The organism is Qipengyuania sp. MTN3-11, assembly GCF_042851825.1.
Lineage (GTDB): Bacteria > Pseudomonadota > Alphaproteobacteria > Sphingomonadales > Sphingomonadaceae > Qipengyuania.
Genome location: NZ_BTGM01000001.1, coordinates 1,073,861 through 1,098,803, shown reverse-complemented (window position 1 = coordinate 1,098,803; position 24,943 = coordinate 1,073,861). Strand labels below are relative to the sequence as shown.

The 24,943-nt window shown below is 65.1% G+C and carries 20 protein-coding genes; 11 read left to right on the top strand and 9 right to left on the bottom strand.

The genetic code is table 11. The features are described from left to right. Positions 1–13 precede the first annotated feature (13 nt). Positions 14–658 carry a response regulator transcription factor gene (locus ACGHN1_RS05245; protein ID WP_390548987.1) on the top strand — a complete coding sequence of 215 codons (645 nt, stop codon included), beginning with the start codon at positions 14–16 and terminating at the stop codon, positions 656–658. Between the two features lie 553 nt (positions 659–1,211). Here the strand turns inward: ACGHN1_RS05245 and ACGHN1_RS05240 are convergent. Further along, the gene (locus ACGHN1_RS05240; RefSeq protein WP_390548985.1) at positions 1,212–2,690 is read right to left on the bottom strand and encodes a S41 family peptidase; all 1,479 of its coding nucleotides are present in this window, start codon (positions 2,688–2,690) and stop codon (positions 1,212–1,214) included. A 391-nt stretch (positions 2,691–3,081) separates the two neighbouring features. On the opposite strand from ACGHN1_RS05240, the gene ACGHN1_RS05235 reads away from it, so the two are divergent. From ACGHN1_RS05235 to ACGHN1_RS05225, 3 genes are read left to right on the top strand one after another with little or no spacing between them, the layout of a single operon-like run. Then, positions 3,082–4,932 (top strand): ABC-F family ATP-binding cassette domain-containing protein, encoded by a 1,851-nt coding sequence (locus ACGHN1_RS05235; protein WP_390548983.1) that lies wholly within the window; start codon positions 3,082–3,084, stop codon positions 4,930–4,932. A 5-nt stretch (positions 4,933–4,937) separates the two neighbouring features. Continuing rightward, a complete protein-coding gene (locus tag ACGHN1_RS05230) occupies positions 4,938–5,129 on the top strand; it encodes a hypothetical protein (RefSeq protein ID WP_390548981.1) in 192 nt (63 codons plus the stop codon). Continuing rightward, positions 5,126–5,668 carry a pseudouridine synthase gene (locus ACGHN1_RS05225; protein ID WP_390548979.1) on the top strand — a complete coding sequence of 181 codons (543 nt, stop codon included), beginning with the start codon at positions 5,126–5,128 and terminating at the stop codon, positions 5,666–5,668. Before ACGHN1_RS05230 ends, ACGHN1_RS05225 begins: the two co-directional genes overlap by 4 nt. Before the next feature lie 11 nt (positions 5,669–5,679). Here ACGHN1_RS05225 and ACGHN1_RS05220 read toward each other — a convergent pair whose 3' ends face one another. Then, positions 5,680–6,837, bottom strand: a complete 1,158-nt coding sequence (locus ACGHN1_RS05220) for a JmjC domain-containing protein (RefSeq protein WP_390548977.1) — start codon at positions 6,835–6,837, stop codon at positions 5,680–5,682. Next, the gene (locus tag ACGHN1_RS05215) at positions 6,837–7,106 is read right to left on the bottom strand and encodes a hypothetical protein (protein ID WP_390548975.1); all 270 of its coding nucleotides are present in this window, start codon (positions 7,104–7,106) and stop codon (positions 6,837–6,839) included. The genes ACGHN1_RS05220 and ACGHN1_RS05215 overlap by 1 nt, the downstream gene beginning before the upstream one ends. A 301-nt stretch (positions 7,107–7,407) precedes the next feature. Here ACGHN1_RS05215 and ACGHN1_RS05210 point away from each other — a divergent pair, with 301 nt between their 5' ends. From ACGHN1_RS05210 to ACGHN1_RS05185, 6 genes are all read left to right on the top strand, one after another. Then, complete coding sequence (locus ACGHN1_RS05210) at positions 7,408–8,661, top strand: DUF5996 family protein (RefSeq protein WP_390548973.1); 1,254 nt, start codon at positions 7,408–7,410, stop codon at positions 8,659–8,661. A 135-nt stretch (positions 8,662–8,796) separates the two neighbouring features. Next, the gene (locus ACGHN1_RS05205) at positions 8,797–9,303 is read left to right on the top strand and encodes a 2Fe-2S iron-sulfur cluster-binding protein (protein ID WP_390548971.1); all 507 of its coding nucleotides are present in this window, start codon (positions 8,797–8,799) and stop codon (positions 9,301–9,303) included. After that, a complete protein-coding gene (locus ACGHN1_RS05200; RefSeq protein WP_390548969.1) occupies positions 9,300–10,286 on the top strand; it encodes an FAD binding domain-containing protein in 987 nt (328 codons plus the stop codon). The genes ACGHN1_RS05205 and ACGHN1_RS05200 overlap by 4 nt, the downstream gene beginning before the upstream one ends. After that, entirely contained in the window at positions 10,283–12,472 is a 2,190-nt protein-coding gene (locus ACGHN1_RS05195) for a xanthine dehydrogenase family protein molybdopterin-binding subunit (RefSeq protein ID WP_390548968.1), read from the top strand. Before ACGHN1_RS05200 ends, ACGHN1_RS05195 begins: the two co-directional genes overlap by 4 nt. Continuing rightward, positions 12,472–13,323, top strand: a complete 852-nt coding sequence (locus tag ACGHN1_RS05190) for an XdhC family protein (RefSeq protein WP_390548966.1) — start codon at positions 12,472–12,474, stop codon at positions 13,321–13,323. Before ACGHN1_RS05195 ends, ACGHN1_RS05190 begins: the two co-directional genes overlap by 1 nt. 7 nt (positions 13,324–13,330) lie before the next feature. Then, positions 13,331–13,867, top strand: a complete 537-nt coding sequence (locus ACGHN1_RS05185; protein ID WP_390548965.1) for an NTP transferase domain-containing protein — start codon at positions 13,331–13,333, stop codon at positions 13,865–13,867. 11 nt (positions 13,868–13,878) lie between these two features. Here ACGHN1_RS05185 and ppc read toward each other — a convergent pair whose 3' ends face one another. From ppc to ACGHN1_RS05155, 6 genes are all read right to left on the bottom strand, one after another. Further along, on the bottom strand, positions 13,879–16,545 hold the full coding sequence (gene ppc / locus ACGHN1_RS05180; RefSeq protein ID WP_390548963.1) for a phosphoenolpyruvate carboxylase: 2,667 nt from the start codon (positions 16,543–16,545) through the stop codon (positions 13,879–13,881). Between the two features lie 79 nt (positions 16,546–16,624). Further along, the gene (gene glk, locus ACGHN1_RS05175) at positions 16,625–17,635 is read right to left on the bottom strand and encodes a glucokinase (RefSeq protein ID WP_390548962.1); all 1,011 of its coding nucleotides are present in this window, start codon (positions 17,633–17,635) and stop codon (positions 16,625–16,627) included. Further along, positions 17,632–19,452, bottom strand: a complete 1,821-nt coding sequence (gene edd, locus ACGHN1_RS05170) for a phosphogluconate dehydratase (protein ID WP_390548960.1) — start codon at positions 19,450–19,452, stop codon at positions 17,632–17,634. Before edd ends, glk begins: the two co-directional genes overlap by 4 nt. Then, positions 19,449–20,075, bottom strand: coding sequence for a 6-phosphogluconolactonase (locus ACGHN1_RS05165; protein ID WP_390548959.1), 627 nt, complete (start codon positions 20,073–20,075; stop codon positions 19,449–19,451). Before ACGHN1_RS05165 ends, edd begins: the two co-directional genes overlap by 4 nt. Further along, entirely contained in the window at positions 20,068–21,510 is a 1,443-nt protein-coding gene (gene zwf, locus ACGHN1_RS05160; RefSeq protein WP_390549771.1) for a glucose-6-phosphate dehydrogenase, read from the bottom strand. The genes ACGHN1_RS05165 and zwf overlap by 8 nt, the downstream gene beginning before the upstream one ends. A gap of 158 nt (positions 21,511–21,668) precedes the next feature. Beyond that, a complete protein-coding gene (locus tag ACGHN1_RS05155) occupies positions 21,669–23,315 on the bottom strand; it encodes a ShlB/FhaC/HecB family hemolysin secretion/activation protein (RefSeq protein ID WP_390548957.1) in 1,647 nt (548 codons plus the stop codon). Positions 23,316–23,451: 136 nt separating this feature from the next. Here ACGHN1_RS05155 and ACGHN1_RS05150 point away from each other — a divergent pair, with 136 nt between their 5' ends. Then, entirely contained in the window at positions 23,452–24,930 is a 1,479-nt protein-coding gene (locus ACGHN1_RS05150; protein ID WP_390548955.1) for a FecR domain-containing protein, read from the top strand. The last annotated feature ends 13 nt before the right edge of the window (positions 24,931–24,943 follow it).

The following is a 24,943-nucleotide window of genomic DNA, read 5'->3' as shown; positions in this document are numbered from 1 at the left end:
GGTGGTTCATGTCGTGGATGATGATGCGGAGGTGCGTCGTTCTCTGAGCGTGCTTCTTCGCGCGCTCCAGTTTCGCCCAATGCTTTGGAAGGACGGAAGGGCGTTTTTACGACGACTTCCGGAGGTGCCTTCTGGATGTGTGCTGCTCGACCTACGCATGCCTGGTGTAGACGGTCTTGCCCTCCAAAAGGAGCTGGGGGCATTTAGTGAAACGTTCCCGATCGTGATGATCTCAGGGCATGCTGATATGGCGAAAGCAGCGCAGTCCCTCCGCGGCGGGGCGCGCGCCTTCCTAAGCAAACCTTTCACGCGCCAAGACCTCTGCGATGCGGTCCTCAATGCGTTTAGTTGGAAGAACGATGTCCACGCGCGCTTTCGGATGGGCGAGGTAGCGCGTGAGAAATTCGCTAAGCTAGACGAGCGCGAAAGTGCCCTTCTGCGAATTTTCGCAAACGGGCAGTCCGAGCAGACAGCTTCATATCTTCTCAACTTGACGATGGACGAAGTAGACCTTTGTAGAGAAAACATTTTCAAGAAGTTCGAAGTCGATAGAATGGAAAACGCCGTGCGCATTTTCTTCGAGGGAAATGCTGTGTTCTCCGAGGGCGATCACTTGGGAGATCCCCGGTTCGACAGCATGCTCTTTTCATGCAAATAAACAGAGTCCGCACGGTATCACTCGCTTCAATGGGGTTCGCGAAGGCAACTTTAGAGAGAAATTCTCGTCCGTCCGTATGGCCAGCATGGTGCCAGATCGTCGTCGATATCGATATGAACGAACAGCGGTTTTCGGCTCTGAGGTGCTAGCGGCCGAATGGCCGCAATGAGAGCGCGAAGCCGCCGTTGCGCGCTGCGCAATGGACGTCGACGCTACCAGGAGCAGGTTGGATACGGTTACACCCGCTATCGTACATCCTGTGCATAAGGCATCTAAATGGCAGGAACTGGGCCGTGTGTGGACGGCCCTCCGTTGGCAAGGGATTTCGAAGTTCTGCATTCCGCTGGTCGAGGCGGCCATGTGTCCAGCCTTTGATTGCGGCTGTGTCATGCGCCGCTGGCCATGATGCCTTTCACGCGAAGCGGGCCCTGCTTCGCGCGGGCAACTGCGCAAACGATATTGGAAAGGGCAAAGAGGGCTTCGTCAGCAAAATTCGTGGGCCGCACATCGCTGACCCGGCCCGACAAGTGCTAGAGACAGAGCACCCAAGCGGTCACGAACTTCGGTCCTCCCGCTTAATCTCCTTAATCGCGGCCTCCAAGACAGTATCTCGTGCGCTACCGATCGGATTGGGCGGGATCGGGAAATCGGGCACCACGCCGCGAATTGCCTCCGATCCTGACGGCCGAACCATATATGCTTTGGGATAGACGATCGATGCACCCGAATTGGGCAAGGCAAAGCTCTCCACCGCCCCATAGGTGGTCGGGACATCGGCGGTTTCCTCGCCCATGACAGCGGCGATGTCGAGGTCCTGCATCAGCGCGGCGACCACGGCCGCATTCGAAAAGCTATGCCGGTCCACCAGCACCCAGACCCGCCCGTTGAAGCCATCATCGGTGATCGGCTGGATTGCGGGGAGATCGATCGATACACGTTCACCATCCGCGGCTGTCCGTAGCGCTGCTGCGATCCGGCCCGACAACGTCTCGGGATTAGCGTCCCGCCCGGCCCACACCGCCTTGGTGTTCGGCCCTGCCCTGATCTCGTAGCGCGCGGAATGACGATACGGCTGATCGGTCAGCCGCGCGATGATGAGGTCGGAAAAGCTTGCATCGCCGCCGCCATTGCCGCGCAGGTCGACGATCAGATCGCGCGCGCCGCTATTGGCCAGCGCAGCGAATGCCTGCGCGACGAATTCACGGAAAGGACCAATTGTATACGCCGCGCCATCCTCGCCGCGTTCCTCACTGGTGGCGGAGAATGGGCCGGGCTGGAGATAGAAGAGCCCATCACCAAGATCGCGATAGACCCGCGCATTCGCATTGCGATCTGGGCGCTCAACCGGACGCTCGTCGTGGAGGGCATACATTTCCCCGAGCGGCATCGCTGCCACATCGTGCGTGCCGGAGTTGCCATCGGGCGTGACGAATTGGACTGTCAGCGCATCGCGCGGGCCGAAAACCAAATAGAGATAGGCTGGTAGGCCGAGTTCGATCTGTGCCCGAAGCAGTCTGGTGGTATCGGCAGAAACAAGCTTGCGCACCTCAGCCTCGAAATCGGCAGTCGGCATTCCTCCCAATCCGGTGATGCGCGAACCTGGTGGTAGCGCCTCGCTGGTGCCGGTCCAGTTGTCCGTCAGCATCGCCTCTTCGCGATACACTATTGAAAGCGGAATGATGCCACCGCCCGCTCCGACGTGTGCGAAAACATCTTCCAGTGCTGCTTCGGTTTTCGCATGTCCAATTTCTCCGAAGGCCATCGCTTTGTGGAGCAGTAGTCGAAACTTATACTTGGGGATCGGTCGATCGATCTGGGCACCCAATCGATCGATTTGCGCGTCATAATCGGTCTTGCGACGTCGGGCGAAGAGATCAACATGCTCTTCCTGCAGACGTTGATAGAGAATGCGCAAATCCTCCTGTGCTTCGGCGGCAGTGAAGCAGTTCGCGCAATCATCTGATGGCTGCGCGTTTGCGTCCCACGCCAAGACGAGCAGTAGCCCGGCAAAAATTCTGCGAATACCAATCATACCTGATTCCTTGGCCTAGACGCCTGTCAACATCCTTTACTTTGGGGTGTGGATGCAAGCCGCATAGCAGCCCTGTGTCATGGGACACCCGGTCTCGAACATCATCGAATAGAAACTGCAGATCCGCTTTTAGGCGATTGCAGAACCGTCCCGAACGGCCGAGAAGGAGGCGCAAAGCGGACGTTTGAATTGAGACTGGTTGCGATTAGACTGACAGCACCGCCATCCACCCCCAGCACTTGCCTCTCGGCAGATTCGGCGATGTAAGCCGCGGCCCGGGCGGATGTGCGCGTGTAATTCGTTTGCGAGCGCGTCGACGGACTGTCTCTTCAGAATCCACGGACCGCAACTGTTTGGGTTCCACCGCGCCCGCTGCTAAGGGCGCGCCGCAATGATCACGATCGACAAGCTGACCGTCCGGCTGGGCGGAAGAGACATCCTGCGCGATGCCTCCGCCGCCATTCCGCTGGGCGCGCGGATCGGTCTGGTCGGGCGCAATGGAGCGGGCAAGTCGACGCTCATGAAAACGCTGATCGGGGAACTCGAGCCGGACGAAGGTTCGATCGAGATGCCGCGCCGCGCACGGGTCGGCTATATCGCGCAAGAGGCGCCTGCCGGGTCGATCACGCCGTTCGAAGCGGTGCTCGCCGGAGACGTCGAGCGGGCCAGGCTGCTCGAGGAAGCTGAGACCTGCACCGACATGGACCGGCTGGGCGACGTACACGAACGCCTTCTGGCGATCGACGCCTATGCCGCACCGTCACGCGCGGCGATCATCCTGACGGGGCTCGGCTTCGACGAGAACATGCAGGGCCAGCCGCTCGACACCTTTTCCGGCGGCTGGAAAATGCGGGTCGCGTTGGGCGCCTTGCTGCTTTCGAACCCCGACGTCCTGATGCTCGACGAACCGTCGAACCACCTCGATCTCGAAGCGACGCTGTGGCTGGAGAACTTCCTAAAGTCCTACCAGGGCACGCTGATCTTCATCAGCCACGAACGCGACCTGCTCAACAATGTGGTGACCGCGATCCTACATGTGCATGACGGGAAGCTGACGCTGTATCCCGGCGGGTACGACGCCTTCGAAAAGCAGCGGGCGGAGCGCGCCGAGCAGCTCGAAGCGGCGAAGGCCGCACAGGATGCCCAGCGCGCGCGGCTCGAGGACTACGTCGCGCGCAACAGCGCCCGCGCATCCACGGCCAAGCAGGCACAATCGCGTGCCAAGATGCTGGCCAAGATGCAGCCGATCGCCGCCCTGATGGAAGATCCGAGCCTGAGCTTCGACTTTCCGAGCCCCGACGAGATGCGTCCGCCGCTGATTACGCTCGACCTCGCGGCTGTCGGCTACGGCGAGACGCCGATCCTGCAGCGGCTCAACCTGCGGATCGACCCGGACGACCGGATCGCCCTGCTGGGGCGGAACGGCAACGGCAAGACCACTTTGGCGCGCCTGCTGGCCGCACAGCTCGCACCCATGGACGGGGCGATGCAGGCTTCGGGGCGGATGCGCGTGGGCTATTTCACGCAGTATCAGGTCGAGGAACTGGCGTCCGATGGGACCCCGCTCGATCACATGACACGGGCGATGGAGGGCGCCTCGCCCGGCGCGATCCGCGCACATCTGGGCCGGTTCGGCTTTTCCGGGCACAGGGCCACCGCACGGATCGGGACGCTTTCGGGGGGTGAGCGGGCGCGGCTGGCGCTGGCGCTCATCACCCGGGATGCTCCGCATCTGCTGATCCTCGACGAACCGACCAACCACCTCGATGTCGATGCGCGCGAGGCGCTCGTGCAGGCGCTCAACGACTTCGAAGGGGCCGTCATTCTCATCAGCCACGACCGGCACATGGTCGAGCTGGCCGCCGACAGGCTGGTCCTCGTCGACGGGGGAACGGCCCGGGAATTCGACGGCAGCATCGAGGATTACATCGACTTGGTCCTCGGACGTAACCAGCCTCGCGCGGGCGACGGCGCGAAGTCGAAAAAGGACAAGCGCGCATCCGCGAAGGACCGCGAAGCGATGCGCCTCGCCCGGAGCAACGTGACGGCCACCGAGAAGGCGATCTCCCGCCTGCAGGACCGGCTTTCCTCGCTGGATACCACCCTTGCCGATCCGGCGGGCCCCGGAGACAAGTCGCCCGCCGACATCATGCGCGATCGGGCAGCGGTTGCAGCCGAGCTCGAAGAGGCCGAGTTGCAGTGGCTCGAAGCGCAGGAACGCCTGGAGAAGGTCGGGGCCTGATCGTCATGCGCACTCGCCTCAGCGTCTGCGCGCGCAAACGGCGCTTCGGATCGGCGGACGAGGCGATGGCGATCGCCAGCGAATGGGACGCCGGGCTGCGGCACTATCGCTGCGACCGGTGCGGCGCGTTTCATCTCACCAGCCGCCGGAAAGGCAAGCGCGTCCCTCGATCCCGGCCGACAGGGATGCCGCGATGACGGGCATTATCCTGTTCAACAAACCGTACGGCGTGCTTTCGCAATTCACCGACGAACGCGAGGGGGCGCCTCGTCCCACATTGGCGAATTTCATCGACGCGCCGGGATTCTACCCAGCGGGAAGGCTCGATTTCGACAGCGAGGGCTTGCTTGTCCTGTGTGACGACGGACGATTGCAGGCACGCATCGCGAACCCGCGCTTCAAGGTCGCGAAAAGCTATCTGGCACAGGTCGAAGGCGAGCCCGACGATGCCGCGCTGGAAGCACTGCGGCATGGGGTTCGGTTGAAGGACGGCCAGACCCGCCCCGCCCGCGCCGAGAGGATCGCCGACCCGGACTTGTGGCCGCGCGATCCGCCGATCAGGGTCCGCAAGACAATTCCCGACAGCTGGCTGCGATTGACGATCACCGAAGGCCGCAACCGGCAGGTCCGCCGCATGACCGCGGCGGTGGGCCACCCGACCTTGCGACTGGTCAGGTGGTCGGTCGGCGAATGGTCGCTCGATGGCCTCGTACCTGGCCAATGGCGCAAGCGCTGACAGCAAGGCGGCTAAGCGGGGTCCTCCACCGCGATGCAGCCGCTATTGACGAGGGCGACGAGCAGCTCGGCGACGTTCGCAGCATCTATCTCCTCGGCGTGGACGGCAAACCGATCGCTCGCGCACATCCGCTCGGCGACGGACATCACCGCGCCCGAGCATTCGTACGAGACGCCATCGACGAACAGCAGGAAGGGCCCGCTATCCGCACGGATGAAGGAGAACCGGCTCGCGGGATTGCGTTCGAACCAGATTGGCCCGGAGGCCGCGGGGGTCAGGTCCGCCACCGAAACTGGCGTCTCAGGCGACCAGTCGAGCCGGTCGTCCTTCGGCACGGTGACATACTCGCCGAACCATCTTGCGAATTCGTTCGGATCCCCCAGCGCGTCGAGCACCATGCCCTGCAGGCGCGACAGGGCGGTTGACGAGATTTCTCCGGGATTGGCACCTATGGGCAGTTGCGCATCGGTATAGCGGTCGTCCTCGGCCAAGGTGTCGATCGCATGGTCCGCCCACCCCGAGATCAGATCGCCGCGCGACGGCGCGCGAAAGCCGATCGAATAGGTCATGCAATCGTCGCCGACAGCGACGCCATCATGCGCGAATCCGGGCGGGACATAGAGTATATCGCCCGGCCCGAGCACCCATTCCCCGACCGGCTCGAAGTCGGCCAGGAGCCGGAGATCGTCATGCGGCAGGAGGCGGGCGGAACCGTCGCAACGTGGCCCGACTTTCCAGCGTCGTCGACCGGCGCCCTGGACCAGGAAGACGTCGTACTGATCGAAATGCGGCCCCACGCCGTCGCCGGCGACCGCGTAGCTGACCATAACGTCGTCGATGCGCCAGTTCGGGATGAAGCGAAACGGATCGATCAGGGCAGCGACTGCCGGGACCTGATGATCGACCGCCTGCACCAGCAGCGTCCACGGACAGGTATCCAGTTCCTCGAAGCGCTTCGCCTTCAGGGGGCCGTGTTCGAGCTCCCACTCCTTTGCACCGACGTTGCGCACGAGACGGGATTCGATGTCCGGTTCGCAGGCGAGACCTGCGAGTTCCTCCGGGTCCAGCGGATTTTCCCAGGACTGCCAGGGATCGCGGATAAGGAGCGGTCGCTTCTGCCAGGTCTCGCGGAGAAACCGTTCCGCGTCGAATGTCCGGAAAGCAGGCATCAGCGCTCCGGCCTTTCGTCGGCCGCCGCCATCAGGTCCATGAAATTGCGAGCGGCTTCGCGGTCGGCGGCCTCGGGAAAGGCGATTTCCAGGTCGGGCGCTGCGCCCAACATGTAAAGGACTGACCAGAGCGCGAACCGCTGTCCGCGATCCCGGGACAGGCCGAGATCGACCAGCATCTTCTCCGTCCCTGCCGAACGCGCCCCTTCGCCGATTTCCTCGAGGGAATGCGTCCCGAAGTAGCGGTGGAGCAGATCGTCGAGATCCATCGGGGTTCCCTCGGCAGGTTGAGCAATGATCCAGCGGACTGGGCGAGCCAGGCGCCCGTGGTTGCGGACGCCAGCCGGATACGGGAATGAACGCGCTACCGGGATCATCCCGGATGGCAAGTCCGCGATAGCCGCAGACCTGCTTTCGCCCGGGAAAACCTTCGGGCGGTTCGGGGCAGCGGCGTTGCGCGATACGGAACACGCTGTGCCGTAGGCAGAGGCTGGCCGCATGGATCGTTCTGGTTCAATACTTGTCGCGGGTTCGATCGAGCCGATCGAACGCGTGCACGCAGGAGTTCCCATGAATCATCGCTGGCCGTTTCTCGACTATCTCTCATGGCGGGAGACCGCCTCCGCGCTTCATCTCTATGTTCAGATCGCCGGCAAATATCGGTTGGCGAAAACGCCCTGGGTCAATCACTCGTGGCACGCGACCTTCTACGTGACCCCCAGGGGGCTCACCTCGTCGCTCATCCCCGACGGGCCGGGGATCGAGATCGCATTCGACTTTCGTGACCATCGCGTCATCGGAACCGCCGGTGACGGCCGATCGGTCTCGTTCGCGCTCGAGCCGATGACCGTCGCGGCGTTCCATGCCGCCTTCGTGAAGATGGTCTCGGAACTGGGCGGCCAACCGAAATTCGATGGCTCGCCCAACGAGGTGCCGTTCCCGGTCCCGTTCGTCGAGGACGACCGCGATCGCCCCTACGATCGGCACGCCGTTCAGCAGTTCCATCAGGCGCTCCTCAGCATCGACCGCGTGTTCAAGCAGTTTCGGACGTCTTTCCTCGGCAAGTGCAGCCCGGTGCATCTGTTCTGGGGAAGCTTCGATATGGCTGTGACGCGATTTTCGGGCAGACGCGCGCCGCTCCATCCCGGCGGCGTTCCGGCGCTGCCGAACGATGTGGCGCAGGAGGCATACGACCGAGAGGTTTCCTCTGCCGGCTTCTGGCCAGGTGGAGGCGGCATCGATTATCCCGCCTTCTATGCCTATGCCTATCCGGCTCCCGCAGGTTTCGACCGTGCGGCGGTTCGCCCCGAGGCCGCCTTCTGGCATGCCGAGCTTTCGGAATTCGTGTTGCCCTATGACGCGGTGCAGTCTGCCGAGGACGGCGACGCGGCGTTGATGGCGTTCCTGGAATCCACTTATGATGCCGCAGCGCGGCTCGGCAATTGGGACCGCGATGTCCTAGAGTGCGGCGACGGTCGGCCGGGAGAAGTTCGTCCGGCCGATCCACAACTCGGCAGCGAGGAACCGCCGCCTTCCATCGAGGCCGAGGTCGAACGCGAGGACGGAGATTCGAACGGACGTTATCGCATCGTCGTCGACGGACACGAAGCGGAGATGACCTACAGCCGGGCCAACGCCTCGCTCATCATCATCGATCATACCGAGGTTCCAAGCGCGCTGCGCGGCCGACGGATCGGCGAGCGCATGGTCCATGCGGCGGTGGAGGATGCCCGGCGGGACGGCGTTGCGATTATTGCGCTCTGCCCGTTCGCGAATGCGCAGTTCGCGCGTCACCCGGACTGGCAGGACGTTCTGCGGCGCTGAGACCGTTGGGCACCTGAACGCCGGGCTTGCCGCAGCAGCATTGAAAGAGCCTACTCAGGTGCGATTACCGGCGAGGTCGGATGTTTGCCGGACACATTTCGCGCTCTGGAGGTTGAACCAGAAAAGGAGGCGAATTTGGCTCGGACAATCTCCGTCAACGGAGGCGAACACCCCATCCCGAAAGACCCGCGCACCTCGCTGCTCGATTATCTTCGACACGATCTCGGTCTCACCGGAACGAAAAAGGGGTGCGACCACGGCCAGTGCGGCGCCTGTACCGTCATCGTGAACGGCATCAGGATCAACAGCTGCCTGTCGCTGGCGGCGATGCACGATGGCGATGAGATAATCACGATCGAAGGTCTCGGCACTCCGGACAAACCGAGCGCGATGCAGAAGGCGTTCCTCGAGCACGATGGCTTCCAGTGCGGCTATTGCACGCCGGGCCAGATCTGCTCCGCAACGGCAATGCTAGACGAGATCGCCGCCAATTGGCCGAGCGACGCGAGCGAGAGCCTCGATGGCGAGATCGCGCTGTCCGGCGAGGAGATACGCGAGAGGATGAGCGGCAACTTGTGCCGCTGCGGAGCCTACGCGAACATCGTCGCCGCCATTCGCGAAGTCGCGGAGGCGGGCGTATGAGGCCCTTTGCCTATACCAGACCGGTCTCGCTCGGCGAAGCGAGGCAGGCCGTTGCGGACAATGGTGCCCGGCTCATCGCGGGCGGAACCAACCTCGTCGATCTGATGAAGCTGCAGGTGGAAACGCCGGGCGAATTGGCGGACATCAATCGCATCGGCTTTGCCGGGATCGACAGCCTCGAGAACGGCGGCCTGTCCATCGGGGCGCTCGCGACCAACACCCAGGCGGCGGTCCACGAAAGGGTTCGGTCCGATTACCCGGTCCTTGCTCGCGCGATCCTGGCCGGCGCGACTCAGCAGTTGCGCAACAAGGCCACGACAGGCGGAAACCTGTGCCAGCGGACGCGCTGCTATTATTTCACCAACATCGACCAGCCCTGCAACAAGCGCGATCCGGGCAGCGGTTGCGGCGCGATAGACGGGATCGCGAAGCTCCACGCGATCCTCGGAACCAGCGAACAATGCATCGCGACCTATCCCGGCGACATGGCGGTGGCACTCAGCGCGCTCGACGCGCAGGTCGACATCGCTGCATCGGACGGGTCCAGCCGCACGGTCCCGGTGCGCGATTTTCATTGTCTTCCCGGCGACACGCCGTGGATCGAGAATGTCTTGGAAGCAGGCGAAGTGATTACAGCGGTCACGCTGCCGCCCCCGGTCGGCGGGACCCAGATCTATCGGAAGGTCCGTGAACGCTCTTCCTATGCCTTCGCGCTCGTCTCGATCGCAGCGATCATCGAGATGAAGGACGGCGTATTCTCACGCGCCGATCTCGCGTTCGGCGGGATCGCCCACAAGCCTTGGCACGACCCGCGCATCGCCGAACTGTTGATCGGAAGCGCGCCTTCCACGCATCTTTTCGACAAGGCCGCCGATGTGCTTCTCGAAGGGGCAAAGGGCTTCGGCGAAAACGATTTCAAGATACCCCTGGCCCGACGGACGCTTCACGCCGTCCTCGAACAGGCGACGCAGGTGACCGCATGACCGTGCATTTCAAACAGGATAAGCCCGATACCTCCAATCGTCTCGACGGCATGGCGCAGGGCGTGATCGGCAAGGCGATGCCGCGCGTCGAAGGCTTGGCCAAGGTGACCGGAACGGCGCCCTATGCGGCAGAATACCCGATCCAGAATTGCGCGGAGGGCGTGCTCGTCACTGCCACCATCGTGCGCGGCGAAGTGACGCGGATCGACAAGGACAGCGTGCTGTCGATGCCCGGGGTGATCGCGGTGATCGACGACGAACGCTTGACCACCCGTGCGGCCCAGGGGACCGCCGGCGAGGCGCCACAACAAAGCCCGCGGAAGATATGCTACTGGGGTCAGCCCATAGCGCTGGTGGTGGCCGAAACCTTCGAGCAGGCGCGCGATGCGGCCAAGCACCTCAAGGTCGAATATCGCGCCGAGGACGGCGCGCCGCTGGATCCCACCACTTCCGAGCGCGAGGAGCAGGAAGACGAGACGGTCCGTCAGGGCGATTTCGATCATGCCATGTCCACTTCGGCCCATTCGGTCGATGTCGCATGCACGACGAAGGGGCATGCTTCGGCCGCGATGGAACCCCATGCGGCGATCGCGGACTGGGACGGCACCAGGCTGACCGTCCATGCATCGCTTCAGATGCCCAATTACAACATTGCCGAACTGGCGGATTCCCTCGATCTCGAGGAAGAGCAAATCCGGCTCGTCTCGCGTTTCGTGGGCGGCGGTTTCGGATCGAAGCTCGGCATCAGCGAGGAGGTGGTCGCAGCCTCCATCGCCGCGATCGACCTGGAGCGCCCGGTCCGGGCCGTCATGTCGCGCCAGCAGGTCTTCCAGTGCATCATGCGCAGGTCCGAAACGACGCAGCGCCTGCGGCTCGCCTGCGACGAACAGGGCAAGCTCACCGCCTTCGGTCACGAAGCCCTGGTCTCCAACCTGCCCGGCGAGAGCTTCGCCGAACCGGTTCTCCAATCCTCCCACTTCCTCTACGCGGCCGAGAACCGCGAATTGAAGCTGGAGCTGGCACGAATTCACCGGATGACTGCCGGTTCGGTCCGCGCGCCGGGCGAAGCCGTGGGCATGCCCGCGCTGGAATGCGCGATGGATGCTCTGGCCGAAAAGGCCGGTATCGATCCCGTCGAACTGCGACTGAGGAACATTCCCGAGAGGAACCCCGAAGAGGACCTGCCCTTCTCCTCGCACAAGCTGGCGGAGTGCCTGAAAACGGGTGCCGAAGCGTTTGGATGGGATGCGGGTCCCCGCAAACCCCGCCAGCGCCAGGAAGGCGAATGGTGGGTGGGAACCGGCATGGCGAGCGCGGCGCGCGTCCACAACGTATCCGAAGCCAAGGCGCGGGTGACCATTGGCGCCGACGGCACCGCGCTGGTGCAGACCGACATGACCGATATCGGCACCGGCACCTACACGATCCTCGCACAGATCGCCGGCGAGATGCTGGGTCTCGACCCCGCGGATGTTCTGGTCGAGCTCGGAGACACCGATCATCCGCGCGGCCCCGGCTCGGGCGGAAGCTGGGGCGCGGCATCGAGCGGTTCGGCTGTCTATGTCGCCTGCAAGGCACTGCGGGAAGAGCTGGCGGACCGCGCGGGTGTGGAAGAGGCTGCGCTCGAGTTGAAGGACGGCCGCACGGCCGATGGAAAACCGCTCGCCGATCTCTTGGGCGGGGAGGACCTTTCGCGCGAAGGACACTACGAGCCCGGCGATATCTCGGACGATTTCACCGCCTCCGGCTTCGGCGCCTTCTTCGCGCAGGTGCGCGTCAACCGCTTCACCGGCGAGACCCGTGTGGATCGGATGCTCGGCACCTTCGGGTTCGGGCGTGTCCTCAACCGGACGACGGCTCGCTCGCAGTGCCTTGGCGGTATCACCTGGAGCATCGGCCTCGCGCTCACCGAAGCGCTCGAGTTCGACCCGCGCGACGGCCATCTGGTGAATTGCGACCTCGCCGAATACCACGTGCCGGTCCACCGCGACGTGCCGGATCTCGAGGTCATTATGGTCGAGGAACGGGACCCCGCGGCCAGCCCGATCCAGGCCAAGGGGATCGGCGAGCTCGGCATGTGCGGCGGCGCGGCGGCGATCGCCAGCGCAATCTACAACGCCTGCGGCGCGCGCCTGTACGATTATCCGATGACGCCGGACCGCGTGCTGGCGGCCATGCCGGATTGATGCAGACCCTGCTTGCCCGTCCGGACGCGCCGTCGGAGGATCATGCCGCCCTGAACGCCGCCACAAGTGCGGACGTCGGCCTGTGCACGATCGTGGGTATCGACGGCAGCTTCTCGCGCCGTCTCGGCGCGCAGCTGGCGGTCCTCCCCGATGGAAGCACCATCGGCTCGCTCGCCGACGGGTGCCTCGAGGCGCAACTGGCAACCGACATGTACGGGCTCGAACGGCCTTCGGTCATCCGGTACGGACGCGGATCGGAGACGATCGACTTTCGCCTGCCCTGCGGCAGTGGCATCGACATCCTCCTCGATCCCCAGCCGGACCCGCTCGCGTGTCGCCGCGCCGCGCAGCTGCTCGCGAACCGGCAGCCCGCGCGGATGGCCCTCCCCCCTGTCTCGCCCATCGGCCACCGTCGGTATCTGCCTGCCCTCACGATCGCGGCCTTCGGCGAGGGGCCCGAACTCGAAGCCTTTGCTTCACTCGCCGCGGCGTTGGGTATAGCCGTCCAATCCTACGACAAGATCGACCTATCGCTCGGTCAGCGAGCCAGCGATTGTCGCCTCGACCCCTGGACCGCCGCATTGCTGCTGTTCCACGATCATGAATGGGAATTGCCCCTTCTCGAACAGGCTCTCGAGAGCGAGGCGTTCTATGTCGGCGCGCAGGGCGGGGAGAATGCGCGCGTTTCGAGAGGCCTGTCGCTCGCGGCGCGCGGCGTGCCGGAAGAGCAGATCGCCAGGATCCGCAGCCCCATCGGCCTGATCCCCTCGTGCAAGACGCCCGCGACGCTCGCCCTCTCGGCGATCGCCGAGATCGTCGCGCAATACGAGCGGCTGCTTGACGCTGCTTGATCCCTCCGTGGCGCTGATCCTGCTGGCCGCGGGCCGAAGCAAGCGTTTCGGAAGCGACAAGCTGACAGCGAAGGTCGACGGCAGACCGCTCTGGGAGTGGGCGGCTCGGGCCGCAGAGACGGCCGGCTTCGCGACCCGCTACCTCGTGGTCGCCGCGCATTCCTCCATCGGCACGCGGCAGGGCTGGGACATCGTCGTGAACCCCGACACGGACCGTGGCATGGGTTCGTCCATCGCCGCCGGCGTCACCGCGGCGGCTGCTCGCGAACGGGTCGTCATCGCGCTCGCGGACATGCCCTATGTCGAGGCCCCGCACCTGCGGATGCTTGGAGAGGGCCGCGGAACGATATTCACTCGCCAGGTGGATGACGGCGCGGGCACGCCGGCGGCCTTCGATCGGGAGAGCTTTGCAGACCTGCGCTCTCTGACCGGCGACAGCGGCGCGCGCAGCCTCGGCACACCCGGAGCAAAGCTGATCGACCCGCGAGATCGCAGGATGCTGCGGGACATAGATCGACCGGGCGATCTGGACCCGGAAATCTAGGTTTCCTCAGTTCACCCGCTGTTCCGCAACGCCGTGGCGATGGCGTTGATCGAAAGCTGGATGCCCTCGGCGATCCGATCGTCCTCTTCCCCGGCCCGGTGGCGTTTGAGAAGCTCGATCTGGAGGAGATTGAGCGGTTCGATATAGGGAAGCCGGAGGCGTATCGACGCATCGAGCTTGGGCGAGTTCTCGAGCAAGCGCGTCTGACCGGTTGCGTCGAGCAAACCGTCATGCGTGCGCTGCCATTCGCCCTTGATCGATCCGAAGATGTCGCGTGCCGCGGCGCGATCCGACACCAGCTCGCAATAGCGTTCGGCGATCGCCATGTCGGACTTGGCCAGGACCATCTCCATATTTGCGAGCGCGTTGCCGAGGAACGGCCATTGGTCGGCCATCTCCCGCAGCAGGACCTTGTCCTCGAACCCGGCCAACGCGCTTCCGACGCCGTACCAGCCGGGGAGCATCACCCGCGCCTGCGACCACGAGAATACCCAGGGAATGGCGCGCAGATCCTCGATGCGGTCCGACGATTTGCGGCTTGCGGGCCGCGACCCGATCTTGAGCGCGGCAATCTCCGCTATCGGCGTCATTTGCCGGAAAAAGCGCACGAAATCCGGTGTTTCGTAAACCAGCCCCCGATAGGCAGCCATCGCATCGGCGGAAATCCGGTCCAGCGCGGAGGAGAAACGAGCATAATCCGCGGACGGGATCGCGGCGGGCTCCAGCGTCGCCAGCATCGCAGCCGTCACCATGGCTTCCAGATTGATCGCCGCGCTTTCGCTCGTCCCGAACTTGGCCGCGATGACCTCCCCCTGCTCCGTGATCCGGATGCGCCCGTTGACCGTGTTCGCCGGCTGGGTCCGGATCGCCTGGAACGCCGAGCCTCCCCCGCGACCCACCGATCCGCCCCGGCCGTGGAACAATTGCATTCTCACGCCCGCCTCGGCGAAAACCGGGGCCAGCGCCTCGCTCGCCTTCGCGAGCATCCAGCTCGACGTCAGGTATCCGCCGTCCTTGTTGGAATCGGAATAGCCGATCATGACTTCCTGAAAGCCGCGCTTCGACAGCAATCCGGCAATCTCCGACAGGCCGAAGAAGTCGCGCATGACGTGCGGAGCGCTTTTCAGATCGCCGATCGTCTCGAACAGCGGCACCGCCATGATGTCGGCCTCCGGCACCGGTCCGGGACGGTAGAGCCCGACCTCTTTCAGGAGAATGTGAACTTCGAGAAGGTCCGAAACAGTCTCGGCCATCGAGACGATGTACTGGGTGATGCAATCGGGGCCGTAGACCGAATGCGCCTCGGCGGCCGCGGAGAGGATCGCCAGTTCCTTCTCGGTCTCGTCCGAATAGCGCGTCCACGGTGACCGCAGCGGCCGCGGGCTTGCCAGTTCGCGTCGGAGAATGTCGATCCGCTCGGCTTCCTCGAGCGCGCCATAGTCCGCCGTCACCCCTGCACCGGCGAACAGTTCGGCGACCACCCGCTCGTGAACGGCGCTGTTCTGGCGCAAATCGATCGTCGCGAGGTGGAAGCCGAAGGTCCGGACGGCCCGGATCAGGCGGCCGAGCGAACCTTGCGACGCCAGGGTCTCGCCTCCGAGATCGGCCAGCGCCCGGGCCACGATCCTGAGATCGTCCTGAAATTCTCTCGGCCCCGCATAGGGATCGGCACGGAACAGCGCGGCGCGCGGAGGCGGCTTCCCGACGAGGGTTTCGAAACTGGCGGCGAGGCGATTGTAGATGCCGACGATGGCCCGCCGATAGGGCTCGTCATTCCGGTGCGCGGACGCGTCGCCGCTCGTTTCCGCCAGCCGCGCCACCTCGGGATCGATCTCGGCCAGTTCGCTGGAGATCGACAGTTCTGCACCCAGGGCATGGAGTTCGTCGAGATAATGTTCGATCACCGTCTCGGCGGCGCGGGCCTGGGCGTATCGCAGGGAATCCGCCGTGACGTAGGGATTGCCGTCGCGGTCGCCCCCGATCCAGCTGCCCAAGCGCAGGAAGCTCGCCGGCCGTTCTCCCAAGGCATCTTCCCAGCTTCGGTAGAGCCCCGGCAACACCGGCACGAAGACCTCGCGCATGAAGGCGATCGCGTTTTCCACCTCGTCCGTCACGAACAGCCGTTCGCGCCGGAGCGGCCGCGTGCGCCAGAGCAGCGCGATCTGGCGGACGATGGCATCTTCGAGATCGTCGCCTTCGGGCGTCCGGTTCCGGCCCGCGTCCCGCATGGCCATCAGCTCGGCGATTCGCGTGCGATGATCGATCACGCTCTTGCGCCTGACTTCGGTAGGATGCGCGGTCAGCACCGGCACGACCAGCGCCTCGTCGAGCATGTCTCGCACTTGCGCGCGGTCGACACCCTGCCCCGACAGGTCCGTCAGGGCGTCCGCAAAGGACACTTCGCTATCGGCCATCACTCCGTCCCGGTCTTCGGCCAGATTGGCGAGCATCGAGAACAGGCCGAAGCCCCGGACGAAATCCAGCGTCTCGTCGAGGTCGAGATCCTCCAGTTCCAAATCGACCGGCTCGTCGCCCCGGTGGCGTGCCACGCTGGCCGAGCGAATGTGTTCGGTACGCTCGAACAGCCGTGCGCTGCCATGCTCGCGAATGACGTCGCCCAGAATCTTCCCGAGATAGCGAATGTCTGGGTTCTGCCGGATCGGCGGCTGGCTGGTCATGGTGATACTTCCTACTTTCGCATCGTTGCAGTCGAGGGACGGTTCGGGGTCGGTTGGCGGCGATCGGTGCCGAGCGTGTCTACCGTGATGATGGTGGTCGGCCCCTCGCTCCAAGGTGCTGACCGGCGAAAGCCGCCGCGACGCCCAGGAGCCCGGGTTGGGGGTGGACGATCAGCTTGACCGGTATCGTCGCCATCAATCCGGAGAATCGTCCCTTGGCCGTGAACCGTTCGGCGAAGCCGGAGCGCGGAAGGATCTCGCGCAGCCGATACCCCAACCCCCCCGCGATGACGACCCCGCCGAAACCGCCCTGCGCCAGCGCGATGTCGCCGGCCACGCTTCCGAGCGTCAGGCAGAAGCGCTCGACCGCCGCCGTCGCCAACCTGTCCTCGCCGGCAATGCCCCGGCGCCAGATTTCGACGTGGTCCGGTCCCTCTTCATCCCGACCCGCACCTGCCGCAAGGGCGCGGTGAATCTCCACGATCCCCGGGCCGGAAACCACGCGTTCCACCGACACGCGGTCGTATCTACGACGGAGACGCGCCAGTATGGCATCGTCGACGGCATCGAGCGGAGCGAAGCCGATGTGCCCGCCTTCGGTCGACTGCACCTCGTAGCCGGTTTCGAATCGACGCAGATGGGCCACGCCAAGCCCGGTGCCGGGACCGAGGATGCTGATGGTCCCGTCCTCGGCAAGAGCATTCGCTGGCCCCGCGAGATGAACCAGTTCCTCGTCCGGAGTGTGCGCGACGGCATGGGCGACCGCTTCGAAATCGTTGACGATGCTCCACTGCGACACCGAAAGCTCGGATGCGATGCCGTCCGCACGGATGGTCCAGGGATTGTTGGTGAAGCGGATCACCTCCTCGTCGGCCCGGCCCGCGATCGCCAATGCCGCCGCATCGGGTAGCGCCCCCCCCTGCATGTCGCAAAAGCGGGCCCAGGCCGTGCCGAAGCTGCCGTAATCCTCGGTGCGCAGGGTCTCGGGCTCGCTCAGAGCGATCGAACCGTCGCCCTCGATCGTGGCGATGGCGAACCTGGCGTGCGTGCCGCCGATGTCCGCGACGACGATCTGGCGGGTTGCGCTCAAAGGCCCGCTTCCGCCAGCATGGCGCTGCCGCCCTTCTCCGCCGGATCGGCATGGTGGCGCAACATGGCGAAGAGTTCGCGGCCGGTGCCGGTCGCCGCCGGGGGTGCCTCGGCCAGTTCGCGCGAGGACCATTCCGTCTCGTCGACCAGCGCGGCGAGCGTGCCGGTTTCCGCGCAGACCCGCACGACATCGCCATCGCGCAGCTTGGCCAGCGGGCCCCGGTGCCACGCTTCGGGGGAGACGTGGATCGCGCAGGGCACCTTGCCGCTCGCCCCCGACATCCGCCCGTCGGTGACCAGCGCGACGCGGTATCCCCGGTCCTGCAAGACACCCAGCGGCGGGGTGAGCTTGTGCAATTCCGGCATGCCGTTAGCCGCCGGCCCCTGGAACCTGACGACCACCACGACGTCGCGATCCAGCGCGCCGGTCCTGAAGGCCTCGATCACCTGGTGCTGGTCGGAGAATACCCGGCAAGGAGCCTCGGTCGTCCGGCGTTCGGGGGCGACGGCGCTGACCTTCATCGTCGCCCGGCCGAGATTGCCCTGGAGCAGGGCAAGCCCGCCATTGGGCTGGAACGGTGCCGAGACCGGCGCCAGCAGCGTCTCGTCGCGACTTGTTGCCGCACCGGGGTGCCAGACGAGGCTGTCGCCTTCCATCACGGGTTCCTGCGCGCCTTCGGAAAGCGAGGTGCCGTAGACCGTCCGGATGTCGTCATGCGCAAGGCCCGCCTCGAGCAGTTCGCGGATCACGAAGGGCATGCCGCCCGCGGCGTGGAAATAATTTATGTCCCCCGCGCCATTGGGATAGACGCTGGCGATCAGGGGCACGACGTCGCTCAGTTCGTCCATGTCGTCCCAGTCGAGCTGGATGCCGGCGGCACGGGCGATGGCCGGCAGATGGATGACGTGATTGGTCGATCCGCCGGTGGCGAGCAGGCCGACGACCGCATTGACGATCGCCTTCTCGTCCACGCAGGCGCCCAGCGGGCGGTAATCGTCGCCTCTCCAGCCGATTTCGGTCAGCCGATGAATGGCCGCGCGGGTCAGCTCCTGCCGCAGCCTGTTGCCCGGATTGACGAAGCTGGAACCGGGCATGTGCAGCCCCATCATCTCCATCATCATCTGGTTGGAATTGGCGGTGCCGTAGAACGTGCATGTGCCCGCGCCGTGATAGCTGGCGCTCTCCGCATCCATCAGCTCCTCCTCACCCACCTTGCCTTCCGCATAGAGCTGGCGGACGCGGATCTTCTCCTTGTTGGCGAGGCCCGACGGCATCGGGCCCGCAGGGATCAGGATCGTCGGCAAATGTCCGAAGCGCAGCGTGCCGATCAGCAGGCCCGGCACGATCTTGTCGCAGATGCCGAGCAGCGCCGCGCCCTCGAACATGCCGTGGGACAGGCCGACCGCCGCGCCCATCGCGATGACGTCGCGGCTGAACAGCGACAGCTCCATGCCCGGCTGACCCTGCGTCACCCCGTCGCACATGGCGGGCACCCCGCCGGCGACCTGCGCGGTGGCACCTTTCTGGCGCGCGAAGATCTTTATCTGCTCGGGATAGCGGCCATAGGGCTGATGCGCGCTCAGCATGTCGTTGTAGGCGGTGACGATGCCGATGTTCATCGCCTCGCCGCCGCGGATCGCGGGCTTGTCGTCGCCGCTGGCGGCAAAGCCGTGAGCGAGATTGCCGCAGGACAGCGTCGGCCGGTTGACCCCGGCATCGCGTTCCCGGTCGATCAGGTCGAGATAGCGGCGGCGGCTGTCGCGGCTGCGCTCCACGATCCGCTCGGTAACCTTGGCGAGGGTCGGATGGAGAGTCATTCGGCGCTCCAGTAGATGGTGATCGGGCAGGTCGCGCGGGCGATCAAGGTGGTGATCGGCAGGGTGATCGAGCCGCTGATCGCGGCCTCGATCACGCGCTTCTTGTCCTCGCCGCGGGCGACCAGGATGATCTCCCGCGGAGCCTGGGTAAGCGCTTCCATGTTCATGCTCAACCGGGGGAATGGAGCCTCCGCCGACAACGGCACCGGCTCGGTCCGGATCACCCTGCGGCCCTCGACATCCTCTGTCTTCATCTCTGGAAAGAGCGAGGCGATATGACCGTCGCTGCCCATTCCCAACCACAGCAAATCGAGATCGGGAACCTCCATACCCTCCTCCAGCGCCACGATCGTCGCCTCGGTCGCGCAGAAGGCCCCCTCGAGCTTGGCCTGATTGCTGGCGGCGTGGCCCGGTTCGACGATCCGGTCGTCGCCGAGCATCAGCGTCACGCCCGACCAGTCGATGCCGCGCCCGACCAGCTCCTCGAAGATCGGGAGCGGCGTCGAACCGCCTGGCACTGCGATCCTTGCCCGGGGGTTCAGATCGATGACCCGGGCGATATGCGCCGCGACCGCTCCCGCCGAACCGTCCTTCGCCCAGGTGACGGACCGGCCGTCACTCATGCCAGCTGCGCCCGTCGCGCTCGGTCAGGGCGATGGCCGCGCTCGGTCCCCAATTGCCCGCGCTGTAGGATCGCGGGGCGCTTTGTTCCTTCATCCAGACTTCGCGGATCGCGTCGATCCATTTCCATTGCGCCTCGACCTCGTCGCGGCGGACGAACAGCGTCGAGTCGCCGTCGATCAGGTCGAGCAGCAGGCGCTCGTAGGCGATACGCCGCCGCGCCTTGGCGAAGGCCTGAGTCAGCGAGAGGTCGAGCGGCACCTCGCGCAGCGTGACGCCGTCGCGGTCCATGCTGGGCTGCTTGGCCATGACCATCAGGCGGACGTATTCCTCGGGCTGCAGGCGGATCACCAGCCGGTTGGGATTGAGGCTGCCCCCGCGCTCGGCGAAGATGTTGTGCGGCACGCATTTGAACTGGATGACGATCTCGCTGCGGCGCTCGGCCATGCGTTTGCCGGTGCGCAGGTAAAAGGGCACGCCTTGCCAGCGCCAATTGTCGACATGGGCCTTCAGCGCGACGAAGGTCTCGGTGTCCGAAGCCTCGCCCAGATCGCCTTCGTAACTGCCGACGCTCTCGCCCTTGACCGCGCCTTCGCCATATTGGCCCCGCACCATCTCGTTCGCTTGCAAGGGGCGGAGCGAGCGCAGGACCTTGACCTTCTCGTCGCGCACCGCGGTCGCGTCGAAATCGGCGGGCGGTTCCATCGCGGTGATAGCCAGCAGCTGCAGCATGTGGTTCTGCACCATGTCGCGCAGCGCGCCGGTGTCGTCGTAGAAGCCGCGCCGCCCTTCCAGCCCGACGGTCTCGCTCACCGTGATCTGGACGTGATCGATCCCGTTGGCGTTCCACAGCGGCTCGAACATGGCATTGGCGAAGCGCAGCGCCATCAAGTTCTGCACCGTCTCCTTGCCGAGATAATGGTCGATCCGGAAGGTCCGCTCCTCGTCGAAGGCGCTGGCGACCGCATCGTTGATTACTCGCGAGCTCGCGAGATCGTTGCCGAGGGGCTTCTCCAGGCCGATGCGAACGTTTTCGCCGGCCAGACCCGATGCCTTGAGCCCCTCGATCGTCGGTTCGAACAGGAACGGCGCAGTAGACAGGAAGATCGACAGCCCGCCGGAAATATCGCCGACCTTGTCCGCCAGCGCATCGAAGCCTTCGACGGTGGAGGCATCGAGCGGCTGGTAGACCAGGTGGTCGACGAAGCTCGCCAGCTTACCTTCGTGCTTGCGGTCGTCCGGTAGATATTCGAGCAAGGCCTCGCGCGCCATCTGGCGGAAATCTTCATCGGAAAGCTCGCTGCGCGCGGTGCCGACGATCCTGAGGTCGGCCGCTATCAACCCGTCTTCATGCAGCGCATAAAGCGACGGCAACAGCATGCGCTTCGCCAGATCGCCGGTGGCGCCGAACAGGAGGAGGGTCGAGGAGGATTCGATGTGTCGGATCGTTGCTGCTCCCGGGGTTCGCGTTTCGGAACCTATTCAGCCGATCCTGCGAATATACAACCGCCAAGGCGGAGCGGGCAGGCGATCGGCCGATCCCGAACCCCTGTCGAGCAATACCCGCCATGAATACCCAAGCGCCTGCAATCGCATCAGAACGACTGGCTGATCGCCATATTGAAACGCGGGGACTTGTCGTCGGTATCGTAGCGCGGGCCGGTGAGCGGCAGGGCGAGTTCGAGCCCGAGATCGAGATCGCGGGTGATGTTGGTACGCAGCCCACCGCCGCCAGAGGCGAGCGAACCGCTGCCGCGACCGTCATCGAGATTGCCCACCACACCGCCGTCGGCGAACGCGTAGATCTGCATTTGGCGTACCAGCCCGAAGGGGCTCGGCCAGTCGTATCGCAGCTCGGCCGAGCCGGCCACGCCGTTGTCGCCGGAGCGTTCGCTGAAATTGTAGCCACGCAGGAAGCTGTTGCCCCCGAGGCCGATATCCTCGGTGATCAGCAATGGAGTCGTCGACACCTGCCCGCGCCCGGCGAGCGCCAGACTGAAGGAGCGCGAAAGCTCGCGTTCCCAGGCGAACCAGGCAGAAAGGGTCGTGAAATCGGGCGAGGCATCGCCGCGCGAGGCGAGCGGATCGCCGGTCTGCGTCGCATCCAGCACGTCGAGCCCCTGGGCAAGCGTCAGCCGCCCGCGGAAGGAACCGTCGAACATCAGCGACCGGGCGTAGAGCCCGACACGCACCACCGGGATGCGGTCGTGCCGCGCCAGAATTCCGAAGCGTTCCTGGCGCAGATCGCGGAATTCGAATTCGCCGTCGAGCCATAGCGAGAAGGCCCGTGACCGATGCAATGGGTGTCGAAGATGGGCGGCCAGACTCATCGACTCCCCGAAGATGTCCCGATCTTCGAGATAGGCCCCCGGATTTGTCGCGGAATAGGAGGCCGAGACCGCGAATTGCGATCCTTGCTGCGAAAACACCACACCGTAACGCCCGCGCACGTACTGCAGTTCGCTGGGGCTGTCTGGCACGGTCGAATAGGTGAAGTCGACCTCGTCGAACGGAGAGATCAAACCGTTGGCATCGAAATCGATCCGCGCGCGCAAGGGACCGATCGGCCTGGACCCGTCGTTCTCGATCCCTGCGCGGCCGCTGAAATCGCTGCGCGAGGCTTCGACGATCAGTATGCCGCGATCGCCTTCGCGTTCATAGCGCGGCGAGCGCAGGCGGACGCCGGCGATATCGTCGGCTAACAGCAGATGGCGCTCGAGCCTCGCCAGCGTTACCGGCCGACCGTCGCCGAGGGGCGCGAGTTGCGACCGAATGGCGCTGTCGTCGTCCCCGGTCACCCGGATCTCGTCGATCACGCCTTCCTCGAGGCGAACTCTCAGGACCCCGGAGGCCAGCGATTGCGGTGCTATCGCGGCGCTGGCGAAGATATAGCCCCGATCGCGCGCGCGCTGCGCGACTCGACCGCTCAGTGCGCCGAGTTCGCCCGCGGAGAGCGAGCGAGCCGAGTATTCCTGGACGATATCGGTGAAATCGCCGGGATCGAGCGCGGCGAGGTTGTCGATGACGATCGCGCCGACATCGTACCGCGTGTCGTCGAAGATGCTCGGATCGACATCGATCCGGATCGTCTCGACGCGCACCTCGTCGTCGATTTCGCGCGGAAGGTCCTCGGGAGCCTCCGCCTGGGTGGGGTCGGTCCGGTCGAGCGGATCCTGCGCCAGTGCGGGCGCGGCTGTGATCGCCGCCCCGAGTACAATTCCGTTCGTTAGGACTGACCGCACAGACATATTCCCAGCTGTTCGCGGACCTTATCGGCGGTAAGTCCTTTAATTTTCGTCAATTTCAGGAAGTGTTTACCCTGCGCTTCAACCACTTGGGTGGGTATTTTCCCCTATGGCACGCTCGAAGGAGAGTGCCGTGCACCGCACAATCGTCAAGCTTTCGACCCTCGCAGCGCTGCTGGGAAGCACCAGCGCGCTGGCGCAGACCGGACCGTGGCAGGTCAGCGAGATGCAGGGGCAGGTCACCATCCGCGGCGAGGCGGGAACCGTGGCAGCGCGGCCGGGTGCGCGCGTTCCAAGCGGTGCCGTGGTCCGGACCGGCAATGACGGCAATGCGGTGCTGGTGCGCGGGCGCGAATTCGTGACCCTCCGGCGCAATTCGCAGATCCGCATCCCCGCCCCCACCCGCGAGCGCTCCGTGATACAGATCGTCCAGGACTTCGGCAGCGCGCTGTTCAACATCGGCAAACAGCCCGATCCGCATTTCGGCGTGAAGACCGAATATCTCGCCGCCGTGGTCAAAGGGACCGTGTTCACCGTGACCGTCGCGCCCGAGGGGGCCTCGATGCAGGTGCTGGAAGGCGCGGTCGAAGTGTCGACCGACGACGGCGGCGCGCGCGACCTGGTGATGCCGGGCGCGGTGGCGATGGTGGCGGCCGACGACCGCTATCGCCTAGTCGTGGAAGGCGCCGAGCGCCGGGTGCTCGATTCTCCGTCGCGTCCGGCGGACGGCACCGCTCCGGCGGTACCCCCGGCTGCTGCGGCGATCACGTCCGGCAGTGTCCCCGCGAGCATTACTGATGGAGCGGGCGAGGCGGCGGTCGCGGCCCCGGTCCGGTTCATCACTTCGGTATACAGCAGCGAGGCAGCCGATCTGTCCGATCTTTCGGGAGGGCTGTTGGCCGGGGAAACCATCGACTTCGCCGCCCGGATCGTGGCCGATGCCGCGGTGCTCGCCGGTCGTGGCGGTCGTCCCGAGGTTCCCGACCTTGCCGAGGGCCCGGTCCAGACCCCCACCGAACCGGAAGAGCCGGAGGCGGACCCGACGCCGGAGCCGGAGCCGGAACCGGAACCGGACGAACAGCCAGGGACCGACCCCCAGCCTGTACCGGAGCCTCAACCGGAACCTACGCCGGAGCCCGAGCCGGAGCCGGAACTCGAGCCGCTGCCCGAACCGGAACCTACGCCGGAGCCTGAGCCGGAGCCGGAGCCCGGTCACGATCACGATCACGATCACGATCACGATCATGACCACGAGCCGCCGCCTGGTCCGCCCCCGGGTCCTGAACCGGAGCCGATGCCCGGCCCCGAGCCGATGCCCGAGCCGGAACCTGAACCAGAGCCGGAGCCGGAGTCGGAGCCGGAGCCGGAGCCGGAGCCGGAACCCGAGCCGCTGCCCGAACCGGAGCCGGAGCCCGAAGACGACCTGGGCGGCGATGAGGACGACTGCCTTATCGGTGCGCTCGGTATCTGCGTCGGGCTCGATCTCGATGGCGAGGATGATGACGAAGATTACGACGACGATGAAGACGAAGACGAGGACGACGACGACGATGAAGACGAAGACGACGAGGACGAGGACGATGAAGACGATGACGACGATGACGATGACTGACGGCGAAATCGCC

Coding starts and splice junctions, on each gene's coding strand:
- ppc (WP_390548963.1), bottom strand. CDS start 16,545: ATGACCAGCCAGCCGCCGATCCGGCAGAACCCAGACATTCGCTATCTC.
- ACGHN1_RS05235 (WP_390548983.1), top strand. CDS start 3,082: ATGATCACGATCGACAAGCTGACCGTCCGGCTGGGCGGAAGAGACATC.
- ACGHN1_RS05220 (WP_390548977.1), bottom strand. CDS start 6,837: ATGCCTGCTTTCCGGACATTCGACGCGGAACGGTTTCTCCGCGAGACC.
- ACGHN1_RS05230 (WP_390548981.1), top strand. CDS start 4,938: ATGCGCACTCGCCTCAGCGTCTGCGCGCGCAAACGGCGCTTCGGATCG.
- ACGHN1_RS05190 (WP_390548966.1), top strand. CDS start 12,472: ATGCAGACCCTGCTTGCCCGTCCGGACGCGCCGTCGGAGGATCATGCC.
- ACGHN1_RS05225 (WP_390548979.1), top strand. CDS start 5,126: ATGACGGGCATTATCCTGTTCAACAAACCGTACGGCGTGCTTTCGCAA.
- ACGHN1_RS05195 (WP_390548968.1), top strand. CDS start 10,283: ATGACCGTGCATTTCAAACAGGATAAGCCCGATACCTCCAATCGTCTC.
- edd (WP_390548960.1), bottom strand. CDS start 19,452: ATGACTCTCCATCCGACCCTCGCCAAGGTTACCGAGCGGATCGTGGAG.
- ACGHN1_RS05210 (WP_390548973.1), top strand. CDS start 7,408: ATGAATCATCGCTGGCCGTTTCTCGACTATCTCTCATGGCGGGAGACC.
- ACGHN1_RS05165 (WP_390548959.1), bottom strand. CDS start 20,075: ATGAGTGACGGCCGGTCCGTCACCTGGGCGAAGGACGGTTCGGCGGGA.
- ACGHN1_RS05240 (WP_390548985.1), bottom strand. CDS start 2,690: ATGATTGGTATTCGCAGAATTTTTGCCGGGCTACTGCTCGTCTTGGCG.
- ACGHN1_RS05215 (WP_390548975.1), bottom strand. CDS start 7,106: ATGGATCTCGACGATCTGCTCCACCGCTACTTCGGGACGCATTCCCTC.
- ACGHN1_RS05200 (WP_390548969.1), top strand. CDS start 9,300: ATGAGGCCCTTTGCCTATACCAGACCGGTCTCGCTCGGCGAAGCGAGG.